The 12,652-nt window shown below is 44.5% G+C and carries 7 protein-coding genes, 1 tRNA gene and 2 pseudogenes; 5 read left to right on the plus strand and 5 right to left on the minus strand.

The features are described from left to right. Positions 1-480: 480 nt before the first annotated feature. The 4 genes from IQ211_RS15600 to pepA form a co-directional block, all read right to left on the minus strand. Entirely contained in the window at positions 481-1,068 is a 588-nt protein-coding gene (locus tag IQ211_RS15600) for a GrpB family protein (RefSeq protein WP_189759776.1), read from the minus strand. A gap of 1,105 nt (positions 1,069-2,173) precedes the next feature. After that, complete coding sequence (locus IQ211_RS15605) at positions 2,174-5,071, minus strand: valine--tRNA ligase (RefSeq protein WP_189759777.1); 2,898 nt, start codon at positions 5,069-5,071, stop codon at positions 2,174-2,176. Positions 5,072-5,084: 13 nt separating this feature from the next. Beyond that, on the minus strand, positions 5,085-5,546 hold the full coding sequence (locus IQ211_RS15610) for a DNA polymerase III subunit chi (protein WP_189759778.1): 462 nt from the start codon (positions 5,544-5,546) through the stop codon (positions 5,085-5,087). 81 nt (positions 5,547-5,627) lie between these two features. Further along, a complete protein-coding gene (gene pepA / locus IQ211_RS15615) occupies positions 5,628-7,136 on the minus strand; it encodes a leucyl aminopeptidase (protein ID WP_189759779.1) in 1,509 nt (502 codons plus the stop codon). Positions 7,137-7,416: 280 nt separating this feature from the next. Here pepA and lptF point away from each other — a divergent pair, with 280 nt between their 5' ends. Together lptF and lptG are read left to right on the plus strand one after the other, a co-directional pair. Beyond that, the gene (lptF, locus tag IQ211_RS15620) at positions 7,417-8,514 is read left to right on the plus strand and encodes an LPS export ABC transporter permease LptF (RefSeq protein ID WP_189759780.1); all 1,098 of its coding nucleotides are present in this window, start codon (positions 7,417-7,419) and stop codon (positions 8,512-8,514) included. Further along, entirely contained in the window at positions 8,514-9,590 is a 1,077-nt protein-coding gene (lptG, locus tag IQ211_RS15625; protein WP_189759781.1) for an LPS export ABC transporter permease LptG, read from the plus strand. The genes lptF and lptG overlap by 1 nt, the downstream gene beginning before the upstream one ends. 68 nt (positions 9,591-9,658) lie before the next feature. Here the strand turns inward: lptG and ampH are convergent, their stop codons facing one another. After that, the gene (gene ampH / locus IQ211_RS15630) at positions 9,659-10,864 is read right to left on the minus strand and encodes a D-alanyl-D-alanine-carboxypeptidase/endopeptidase AmpH (RefSeq protein ID WP_189759782.1); all 1,206 of its coding nucleotides are present in this window, start codon (positions 10,862-10,864) and stop codon (positions 9,659-9,661) included. Between the two features lie 386 nt (positions 10,865-11,250). On the opposite strand from ampH, the gene IQ211_RS15635 reads away from it, so the two are divergent. From IQ211_RS15635 to IQ211_RS15645, 3 genes and pseudogenes are all read left to right on the plus strand, one after another. Next, a tRNA-Leu gene (locus IQ211_RS15635) sits at positions 11,251-11,335 on the plus strand. Between the two features lie 164 nt (positions 11,336-11,499). Continuing rightward, positions 11,500-11,703, plus strand: a pseudogene (locus IQ211_RS20015) (Arm DNA-binding domain-containing protein); the annotation flags it as partial. A gap of 2 nt (positions 11,704-11,705) precedes the next feature. After that, positions 11,706-12,062, plus strand: a pseudogene (locus tag IQ211_RS15645) (primase-like DNA-binding domain-containing protein); the annotation flags it as partial. Positions 12,063-12,652: the final 590 nt, after the last annotated feature.

A 12,652-nucleotide genomic window follows, 5' to 3' on the forward strand; every position in this document is an offset into this window, starting at 1 on the left:
TTAAAATTCTATTTATTAACAATGACGCTTAAATTTATAAAAAGCAATTAGATTTTTTTTATGGTCATTAACCAAGAGTTAATTAAAGTAAACATCTATACGCGTTATCTTTCAAGTTGCTCATTATAAGATAACGTAACTCATTGTTTCTCCCCGCTTCGCGGGGAGAAACAATATTAATCTTGAAGTGAGATGGGTATATATCGGTTTCAAAAAGTGATGATGAACATCTACATTACTCTGTCTTCATAGTTTCAACAACCTTAACCAACTAAGTTATTAATTCTGAATTAGGTGTGGAATATCGGTTAGAATAAAATTGGCGAAATGGGAGGTGATTTTCAGCTATCACAGGCCACACAGTGACTTGAAAGGTAACCACTTATAAGGGCCTGTAAAAAAATGAGAACGTAAAAGTGTCCTGTCAGTCGACATCAAAACAGATTTATTTTTTATCCGCACAATGATTATCAAACATTATTACAATAATCCCTTATTTTGAAATATACGTTGATAAATTTCATGTACTACTTGTTCTTTTCTCTTATTATAGTCCATTACCTGTTTAACATTATTTTTTGCAGTTATCTTCGCAGCAATATATCGCTCACAATCTTCAGGATGTTCTCTAAGCCAATCACGAAACCAAATATGTCGGATGTGTTCAGGGCAATCAGGGCCAAAAACATGGAGATTAACTCTAGGTTTTGCCAAGCGAAGACATCGATGTTGATAAAAACTCGGTTCACGAACCGTTAAATCATAACCAAGCCGCTCCAATGCTGGTACATATTTTTCTTCTTGAGTTGGATCTTCCACAATAAGATCAATATCAATAACAGGTTTGGCAACCATCCCTGGAACAGCCGTTGATCCAACGTGCTCAATATTCAAGATAACGTTGCCAAGTGTTTCTTTGATAATCGAAGAAAGTTGTTGCCATGTAGCCAACCATTCAGGACTATATTCTACAACGTCAATCACCTCTTCAGTAGGTTTACCATATACCCAGGGATTTTCATCAGGATCAGGCTCAGGGAAGAAGATAATATCTTTAGTATTTATCACTAACTCACTCCTTATTTTTTTCTTAAGATGGAAAAATAAGTAATAATCTGATTTAACATAAATATATTGTGATATACCAATCTCACTTCAAGATGCGTGTGATTTCTCCCCGTGAAGCGGAGAGAAATCACGTTTCATATTGCGTTGTAAATTGCAACTTGAAGTTTAATGTGTATGAATGTAATTCATTGTAATAAAAATAACAATGTTTATTTAGTCTATTAATCTATATACCATTTTTGCGAATTTTGATTTTTGACAAACTTGCACTTAATCACCTATTTATTGGTACTTTATTCCCCAACAGTTCAAGTATGTCCCTCTCGTTGGACTCTTGACCTTTTCGTGTTATAAATCAAAAAATAGCTCATGTAAAAATTTCAATTAGTACCCTTTACCTCTTCTTTTGTAAAAATAAGATAGTCTGGCGTCGAGCTGCCCCCGACACTAAATCAGCCTGATCCTGAGTATGAAGAAAAAATAGTGCATATTAACCAGGCGTTATTGCAGGCATCAACAGAAAACTAAGTGTCTTATGAAGATGAAGTGGATATTCGCTTTAACCCTAAGATCGGCCCAGATTGGTACTTCAAGGGCCAGCAAAAACGGATTGTCACACTAGGTCAAAACCAAAAATTTTATCTTACCGGTTGTTATAATGCCTAAAATCGAGAAATCGTCTACACGGGATATGGAAGGAATAACTCTCAATTATTTATCAATATATTATAAGAGTTAAGACGGCATTATCGTTAGGTAAAAGCACTCACGTTAATTTTAGACGATTACAAAATCCATAACATCCGGTTAGTTGAAGTGTGGTTGGTACAAAATTTGACAGTCAGCTTATTATTTTTCCCAGTGTATTCATTATTACTGAATAAAATAGAACGGTTGGTAGTTATTGTACGAAACAGTGACCCGAAATCATTGTTAATTTATAACCTAAAAGATAAAGCCTTTATAAAATTTGAAAGAAAGACTGGAGCAGGGCACGTAAGACAGGATCATTTTGAATATGACGAAAATTAAAAAAACGGATGACAAAAAGCCACTGCAAATTCAATCACAGTGGCTTATATGAACAAATCTCAACTAAGAAAAATTACAGTGCAGCGATAGTCTCTTTCTGCGTCAGTAACTTCTCTTTTGCGGCATTGTTGGTCGCCAAGCGTTCGCGCTCTTTGGCAACAACGGCTTCGGGTGCACGGCTGACAAAACCTTCGTTAGCCAGTTTGGTTTCAATACCGCTGATCTCTTTATCCAGCTTCTCGATTTCTTTATCCAGACGAGCCAGTTCTGCATCTTTATTAATCAAACCAGCCATTGGGATTAGCACTTCAGCCCCATTGATCAGTTTGGTGACAGAAACAGGTGCTTCTTCTCCTGCTGCCAACACGGTAACAGAAGAGAGACGCCCCATTGCCTGAATGAAATTGAGGTTTTCAGCGACACGGCGTTGTGCATCATGGTTCGCATCACGCAGCAGAACTTCCAGTGGCTTGCTTGGTGCGATGTTCATTTCTGCACGAATGTTACGCACGGCAATGATCGCTTCCTTGATCCATTCCAGATCGTTCAGTGCCAATTCATCTGCTTTCGCCTGATCGAATTCAGGGAACAGTTGCAGCATGATGGTATCCGCATCAATACCTTTGACCACTTTCACACGCTGCCAGATGGTTTCAGTGATAAATGGAATGATTGGGTGTGCCAAACGCAACAAACCTTCCAAAACTTCAATCAGGGTATGGCGAGCCGCACGGACTTCGGCTTCTGTCCCTTTGTTGATTGCCGGTTTGGACAGCTCCAGATACCAGTCACAGAATTGGTTCCAGGTGAATTCATAAAGAATGTTAGCGGCGATGTCGAAACGGTGAGTATCCAGCGCTTCACGATAGGCTTTAACGGTCTGGTTGAACTCTGCCAGGATCCAGCGATCTGCCAGTGACAGCGACATTTCACCACCGTTCTGGCCGCAATCTTGTCCTTCTGTGTTCATCAACACGAAACGGCTGGCGTTCCACAGTTTGTTACAGAAGTTGCGATAACCTTGCAGGCGCTTCATGTCCCAGTTGATATCACGACCGGTAGAAGCCAGTGCGGCCAGAGTGAAACGCAAAGCGTCAGTACCGTGGGCTTCAATGCCTTCCGGGAACTGTTTTTCGGTACGCTTGCGGATTTTCTCTGCCAGTTGTGGCTGCATCATATTGCCGGTGCGTTTTTCCAGCAGCTCTTCCAGCGAGATACCATCGATCATATCCAGAGGGTCGATGACGTTCCCTTTGGATTTTGACATTTTTTGGCCTTCTTCATCGCGGATCAGGCCAGTCATGTAGACTGTTTTGAATGGCACTTGTGGTTTGCCGTTTTCATCTTTGATGAAGTGCATGGTCAGCATGATCATGCGGGCAATCCAGAAAAAGATAATGTCGAAGCCACTGACCAGCACATCAGTTGGATGGAAGGTTTTCAGCGCTTCCGTCTGCTCAGGCCAGCCAAGGGTAGAGAATGTCCACAGGCCAGAGGAGAACCAGGTATCCAGTACGTCTTCGTCTTGAGTCAGGGTGATATCTGTACCCAGATTGTTCTCGCGGCGAACTTCTTCTTCATCGCGACCAACATAAACGTTGCCTTGTGCGTCGTACCACGCCGGAATACGGTGGCCCCACCACAATTGACGGGAAATACACCAATCCTGAATATCACGCATCCAGGAGTAGTACATGTTTTCGTACTGTTTTGGTACGAACTGGATATCACCGTTCTCAACTGCTTCAAGCGCCACTTTTGCCAGTGGTGCAGTGCGAACATACCATTGGTCGGTCAGCATGGGTTCGATAACCACGCCACCACGGTCGCCGTAAGGGACCGTCAGGTCATGAGGTTTGATCTCAACCAGCAGGCCCTGTTTTTCAAATTCCGCCACAATCGCTTTACGGGCAGCAAAACGCTCCATGCCACGGTATTCGGCAGGAATATCAGTCGAGTAGATAGCGGAAACTTCGCCGTTGCTGTCGAAGACTTCTGCCGCTTCACGAATATCGCCGTCGAAGGTCAGGATATTGATCATTGGCAGGCTATGGCGCTTACCGACTTCATAGTCATTGAAATCGTGGGCTGGGGTGATTTTCACGCAGCCAGTGCCTTTTTCCATGTCAGCATGTTCATCGCCAACAATAGGAATACGGCGGTTCACCAGTGGCAGGAGGATCTCTTTGCCAATCAGATCCTTATAACGTGGATCTTCCGGGTTCACGGCAACACCGGTATCCCCCAGCATGGTTTCTGGACGGGTTGTGGCAACAATCAGGTAGTCTTTGCCTTCTGCAGTCTTAACACCGTCAGCCAGCGGATAGCGCAGGTGCCACATGGAACCTTTTACTTCACGGTTTTCGACTTCCAGATCAGAAATCGCCGTGCGCAATTTCGGGTCCCAGTTAACCAGGCGTTTGCCACGGTAAATCAGATCATCCTGATACAGGCGAACAAAGGCTTCTTTAACCGCTTTGGACAAACCTTCATCCATAGTGAAGCGCTCACGCTCCCAATCTACGGAGTTACCCAGACGGCGCATCTGGTTGGAGATATTGCCACCCGATTCTGCTTTCCACTGCCAAATCTTGTCGATAAAAGCTTCACGACCATAATCATGGCGGGTTTTGCCTTCTTCTGCCGCGATCTTACGCTCAACAACCATTTGGGTTGCGATACCCGCATGGTCAGTCCCTGCTTGCCACAGCGTATTTTTACCCTGCATACGTTGGTAACGCACCATAGTATCCATGATAGTCTGCTGGAATGCGTGTCCCATATGCAGGCTGCCGGTGACGTTGGGGGGTGGAATGACGATGCAGAAACTTTCGCGGCTGGTATCGCCATTCGGCTTGAAGTAACCACTCTGTTCCCAGTGGTTGTAAAGGGGTTGCTCTATCTCTGCCGGATTGTACGTTTTATCGAGAGATGGCTCAGATTGCGTTTGAGTAGCGGGTGTCTTTTCCATTGTGTCTTGATATTTAATAGGTTGGCGGGGTTGCCATGGTCAAATTAAAGCCGACGCTACGATAGGATTTATATCGTTCGCGCGCTAACTGTTTCAGATTTTCATCAATAGGAACGAAGTCTATCACTTCATGGAAAGCTGTGGCAAAGTCTGCAAAATGAGGAAGCAGTGTTACTAACACATCGCGGGGGACATTGCCTCTTTTTTGTGGCCAGCATAACTCCACGGGAGCACCGTATCGAGGGCCTTCGCCGGCAAGATTGTGCGGTACAAATTGGCTCGGCTCTCTCTGCCATAATGCTTCGTCTAATTTTTCGGCTTGTTGCTGGCTTTCACAAGCAATCAGAACCCGTTTCCCTGCACGCCATTGATCAGCAGCAAGCTGACATGCCAGCCATTCATGTGGCTGTAGATCATCTGACGATGATTGTTCCGATAACAGCTTTTCTAATAAATAGAAGGTGGCGTTTTTCATAGTTTCTTGGTTGCAAGGTTACTGGAAACAGTAAGGGTATTGCAGTTGCAATACCCTTAATGCCATTAAGCGGCAGGCGCATTAATCATCAGAATTCAAACCTGAACGATTTAACAGGAATTGTGACAGGAGCGCAACCGGACGACCAGTTGCTCCTTTCGCTTTACCTGAACGCCATGCTGTACCCGCGATATCCAGATGTGCCCAGTGGTATTTGCTGACAAAACGGGACAGGAAAGCACCTGCGGTAATGGCACCACCAGAGCGTCCGCACGAGTTTACCATATCTGCAAAATTGGATTCTAACTGTTCGGTATACTCATCAGCCAATGGCAGACGCCATGCACGATCGCCCGCTTGCTCTGAAGCATTCAGCAGCTCATGCGCCAGGGGATTATGGTTGGACATCAGGCCAGTATAGTGACCGCCCAGTGCGATAACACAAGCGCCAGTCAAGGTGGCGACATCGATGACTGATTCCGGTTCAAAACGCTCAACATAAGTCAGCGCATCGCACAGTACCAGACGACCTTCCGCATCGGTGTTTGTCACTTCAACGGTCTGGCCGGACATGGTAGTCAAAATGTCTCCAGGGCGATAGGCGCGTCCGCCAGGCATATTTTCACAACCCGCCAGGACACCGATGACATTGATTGGCAATTGCAGTTCGGCAACAACGCGCATGGCGCCATAGACGGAAGCTGCACCGCACATATCATATTTCATCTCATCCATGCCTTCAGCTGGTTTGATCGAGATGCCGCCGGAATCAAATGTCAGCCCCTTACCCACCAATACGATCGGTTTCGCATTGGCGTCTGCGCTGCCTTTATATTCCATAACGGCCATCAAAGATTCATTCTGCGAACCCTGACCAACCGCCAGATAAGAATTCATACCCAGCTCTTTCATCTGCTCTTCACCAATAACTTTGGTGGTCAGATTAGCCACGTTGTCAGCAAGCTGGCGCGCCTGTGATGCCAAATACGCAGCATTACAGATATTGGGTGGCATATTGGCGAGATCTTTCGCCGCCTTGATACCCGATGCAATGGCAAGACCATGCTGAATAGCGCGTTCACCGCTGTTCAACTCGCGGCGGGTCGGTACATTGAACACCATTTTACGCAGCGGGCGACGTAGCTCATTTTTGCTGCTTTTGAGCTGATCAAAAACATACAATGACTCTTTGGCTGTTTCGACCGCCTGACGTACTTTCCAGTAATTATTGCGTGCCTTCACATGCAGCTCTGTCAAGAAACATACTGCTTCCATTGAGCCGGTTTCGTTGAGGGTATTGATCGTTTTCTGGATAATTTGCTTATACTGGCGCTCATCCAGTTCACGTTCTTTCCCACAGCCTACCAGCAAAATACGCTCTGACAGTACATTTGGAACATGATGTAGCAACAAGGTTTGACCTACCTTGCCTTCAAGTTCACCACGGCGTAATAAGGCACTGATATAGCCATTACTTATTTTGTCAAGTTGCTCTGCGATAGGGGAAAGACGGCGGGGTTCAAACACGCCGACAATAATACAGGCACTGCGCTGTTTCTCCGGGCTACCGCTCTTTACACTAAACTCCATGCGTTCTCCTGAATCTTAAAGACAAAGACGGATACAATCGCTAAAATACCGCGTTCCGCATTCATTCATCCCAAAGAAAATTAACGGTTATGTTAAGCTAAGCATATTATTTTTTGATACTTAGATAACGATAACTATGTTCTAATTGGGAACCAATATATGGAATGCTTTGGTATCATTTTAGCGATGGGGAAGCCAAACTGATTCATATAAATGGTAGATATACGACGAAGTTAGCGACTTTCCTGCAAAAAGACAAGTTTTCACAGGCGTAATAAGCGTGATCATCATTAGATATCTAGTACGGGAAACCCTGAAAAGCCAAATCGCAATACTGTTCATCTTATCGCTGATCTTTTTCAGCCAGAAATTAGTTGAAGTATTGGGTACGGCGGTAGAAGGGAATATTCCCGCAAATTTGGTTTTATCGTTGTTAGGTTTAGGTGTGCCAGAGATGGCGCAGCTTATTTTGCCCCTGAGTTTATTTCTTGGGGTATTAATGACGTTTAGCAAACTCTATACCGAAAGTGAAATCACCGTCATGCATGCCTGCGGGTTGGGCAAGAGTGTATTGGTGAAATCAGCCCTTATTCTGGCTCTATTCACATCAGCGTTGGCGGCAGCTAACGTTATCTGGATCACGCCGTGGTCTGCCAAATATAAAGCGCAAGTCCTGGCGGATGCAAAAGCCAATCCAAGCCTTGCGGCGATCATGGAAGGGCGGTTTAAACCTTCACGTGATGGCAACATGGTGCTATACATCGGTAATGTGAAGGGCAATTCGTTTGAAAATGTGTTCCTGGCCCAGCTCCGCCCAGCGAATGATCAGCGTCCTTCTGTGGTCATTGCAGATGGCGGACATATGGAAGAACGCCCGAATGGAAATCAGGTGGCGGTACTCCATCAAGGAATGCGCTATGAAGGTACGGCATTATTGCGTGATTTCCGCATTACTGAGTTCACTAATTATCAGGCTGTGATTGGACACCAAAAGGCAGATATCGATAATAAAGTTGAACAAAAATCGATTGAACAGCTTTGGCATGACACCGACAACGACTCCCGCGCAGAATTTCACTGGCGCCTGACGTTGGTCGCTTCGGTGCTGATCATGGCGTTGATGGTAGTGCCGTTAAGTGTCGTGAATCCGCGTCAGGGGCGGATACTCAGTATGTTGCCTGCCATGTTGCTCTACCTGATTTTCTTCCTGTTACAAAGCTCCCTGCATTCCAATGGCAGTAAAGGTAAACTTGATCCTCTGTTCTGGATGTGGTTGGTCAACGGAGTGTATTTTGCGTTGGCTATGACGATTAATTTGTGGGATACCGTACCCATGCGCAAACTGCGTTCACGCTTTAAGATTCAAGGAGCGTCATAATGTTTGGGGTATTGGATAGATATATTGGCCGGACCATCCTGCAAACCATCCTGATGACTTTATTTATGCTGGTATCGCTTTCCGGCATTATTAAATTTGTCGATCAGCTCCGCAAAGTCGGGCAGGGGGAATATACTGCATTTTCCGCTGGTATTTATACCCTGCTGAGCATTCCCAAAGATATTCAGATCTTCTTCCCAATGGCTGCTCTGCTTGGGGCTTTATTGGGCTTGGGAGCACTGGCAACACGTAGTGAGTTGGTGGTTATGCAGGCCTCTGGCTTTACCCGCCTGCAAGTGGCGGGATCAGTCATGAAAACCGCTATTCCGCTGGTCTTGCTGACGATGGTGATTGGCGAATGGGTTGCTCCGCAAGGAGAGCAGCTTGCCCGTAATTATCGCTCGCAAAAAATGTATGGTGGCTCATTGATGTCCACGACCAAAGGACTTTGGGCGAAAGATGGCTATGATTTTGTCTATATCCAGAGTGTTGGGAAGGATAACGCTTTAAATGGCGTCAACATCTATCATGTTGATGACAACCAAAAATTGTTATCCATCAGGTATGCGGCTTCTGCGGTGTATGACAAAGATAACCATCAATGGAAGTTATCTCAGGTTGAAGAATCCGATTTAACCCAAGATGGGCGGATCACGGGGTCACAGCGTATTTCTGCGGACTGGAAAAGTCGGCTGACACCAGAAAAGTTAGGCGTCGTTTCTCTTGATCCTGAAGCGCTTTCTATACGCGGCCTGCATCAATACATTACTTACCTGCAACAGGGCCAACAGGATGCCGGACGTTACCAGCTTAATATGTGGAAGAAGATCTTCGCACCTTTATCGGTTGCGGTGATGATGCTGATGGCGCTTTCCTTTATCTTCGGGCCACTGCGTAGCGTACCGATGGGATTCAAGGTTGTGGTGGGGATCAGTATGGGCTTTGTGTTTTATGTTTTGAATGAAATATTCGGCCCGCTTAGTTTGGTTTATAGTATGCCGCCGATATTAGGGGCACTGTTGCCGAGTCTGTTGTTTTTTTCAGTAAGTGTTTACTTACTTTTATATAGAAAATAATAATCTGATATCTCAGCAAACTTATCCGTCGCCTCCACCTTCAAAAGTGGAGGCGATTTCTTGTAAAACTAAATTTGCTTATGATTGCTTGCTAATGCTGCAACTAATTCATTAACTCCACTCGTCACACGACTAAATTTGCTTTGCTCTTTGCGCGTCATTACCACAAATACGCCGATATTGTTTTCAGGGATCATTGCCATATAGGTATTAAATCCACCGCCACCGCCCGTTTTCTGATAAATACCTTTGGCATCCATATATACCCAGCCAAGCCCAATACCATCCGCCAAGCCTGCAACATCCATTCCTTTGATTGATTTCAGATCGGCACGCTTAAAGTAGATACCTTGCTCACGACTGGCAGTCTGTTTCCTTAACTGATTATGGGAAGATAAAAACTGTTGCATCCAACGCTGCATATCTGCGGGAGTAGAATAAATCCCGCCACTGCCCGCGGCGGCAATGGTGTTTACGCAAGGGCTGGATTTAATTCCAGCCATCAAACGGGCGCATTGGGATGGTGTGGGCGTCAGTGTTGTATCTTTCATGCGATAAGGGTGGGTAATTTCCTCTTGCAGCAGACGGGTATAGGGTTTTCCTGTTGCTTTAGCAAGGGCATCAGCTAATAAATCATAGGCCAGATTGGAATACGAAGCTGTTGTGCCAGGCGCAGCATCTACTCCTGCGGTTTTCAGCCAGATCCAGCGGTTCGATTGGGTTGGCCAAATAAATACAGGGCGCCCCCATTTTCCACCAGGCTGTTCCCGTGGTAACCCGCTGGTATGGCTCGCCAGATGATATAACCGGATTGGTTGGTTAGCGTCATGATCCGGCACATGGACACCGTAATAAGTGTATTTCTGCAACGGATCAGTGATCTTGAGACGTTTCTTCTGTGCCAACTTAACCATGATCTCGCTGGTCATCAATTTGGTAATAGAAGCAATACGAATTAAAGAGTCTTGGCGTGGCTTAATACCGCTGCCTGGATAGGTTTCCCCAAAACTGCGATGGATAATCTGATTATTATCGATCACCACCATCGCCATTCCCAAAGGATTGCCTTCTTCAAAGATGGATTGGGAATACTGATTGACCAATGCCGTAGCTATTTTCTTAATCTTGTCATTACTCTCGAACACTTCCCATTTTGCTGGTTGCGCATTAGATTGCTGAAATTTTTTCTGGTGTGAATAACCAGAATCTGCACAAGCTGAAATCGCCCATGTCATGACGGAAACTGCACACAGTTTATATAGCCGTTTTTTCATTTTTGGATTAACCAATCAGGGGGCATTCAAGTGGAAGAATAAAGCTGTTATTTGTTTTTCTTAAATATCGCCATAATGGCACCAATAACGATACCTAACAGGATACCTGTAAAAATCCAACTGATAATAGTCATGATAATTTACCTCATAGCAGTGTATTGTTTTGAATTATATAAGGAGTTTAGAGGTTGTCTATTGGCTGAAAAGAATTGTGTGAGGAGGAATTGGTGGAATAGCGGTTTGGTTTTTACGTGTTGCTGGTAAAATCTGGTGAAAAAATAGAATAAGCGATTCTTTTTTCGTCACTTGAACAAAATCGAAAGGATAAGTGTTGCGAATGCGCTTCTGACAGGTATAATGGCCCCCGTTCTCCGAATCATTTCAGTGCCGAAGTGGCGAAATCGGTAGACGCAGTTGATTCAAAATCAACCGCCTTCGGGTGTGCCGGTTCGAGTCCGGCCTTCGGCACCATTCGTTAGTTTCCTAACGTCTACCCAAGTCTACAAACTCCCAAAAAACTCCGATAAATCAAGATACTTAGTTATTTTTCCGTCTACTATGGTCTGTTGCAATCAACAAGCACCAAGGGGCATAATTTGGGGCACCTACACTTCGATTGTAAATGTGCCCCAAAAATGAAACTAAACGCCCGACAAATCGAGACTGCAAAACCGAAAGAGAAATCTTATAAATTAGCGGATGGCGCTGGCCTATATCTCGAAATCACGCCGCGCGGTTCTAAATACTGGCGCATGAAGTATCACCGCCCCACCGATAGAAAAGAAGATCGGCTGGCCTTTGGTGTTTATCCTGCTGTGTCATTAGCTGATGCTCGCGCTAATCTGCGGAGGCGCTGGATATCAAACGCGGTACAGATCCACTGGTCGATTTTTGCGGTTATCTTATTGCTTCCCATGAAGCTGACGGTTTGTTAATCGGCAATGCGGAAATTATGCCGTTCAATCCTCATAAGTACCTTTATCACGCTTATCTTGCTTATATGAAAGGCAATAACCTGAATAAACCTGTTTCTGTAACTCGTTTTGGCATGGATATGCTGGGCGCGCTGGCAGAGTATGGTCAGCATTACCTGCGCAAGAAAAGCAAACAAGGTATTTGTAGCAACCTGAGCCTGAATATTGATACTGCTATCGAATGGATGCCAAAACTGGCAAGAGATAGCCTGCCAGAAGAATAACTTTTTTGATTACAGTAGTTTTCAAAGAAATATAAAAAAGTGTTCACTACTATTCACCTTATTTTCCGGTTCAGGGTGAAGAGTGGTGATGAGTTTAATTTCAAGTTATCACCCATTAACGATATGAATTTAAATAAAAATATTCAAAGGTGAACAGTTTTATTACTAATTCTTCAATAGGGGGGTAGATAAAAGTTGTTTTTTTGGCAGGTAATCTTTCAGCCCTCCGTGTTACTGGGTTAATTTATTAGCCCGGTAACTCGGAGAAGACAAGAGTAGCGCGTCAGTGTGGTTTTAATCTGTTGTCTTAAACAAAATGTAACACAGGTAACCATATCTATTTGTTTAATATACGATATTAATCACGATTTTTCTGCTTTATTGTCACCTATACTAGAATATATAAATAATTCTGGTATATCCTGTCCTGCGGTGTATCAAAAACATGCAATTATCATAGGCAAGATAAAGAATTTTTCGGTCGTGACATCAATTTATTGAATCATGTATAGTATGCCTATTTGGAGAACATTCAGATGGCAAAGATTGATGTGACCTGTCCCTCTTGTTGTGCAGTTAAAGGGATCCAC

This window comes from Xenorhabdus griffiniae (genome assembly GCF_015163655.1).
GTDB classification, from domain to species: Bacteria; Pseudomonadota; Gammaproteobacteria; order Enterobacterales; family Enterobacteriaceae; genus Xenorhabdus; species Xenorhabdus griffiniae.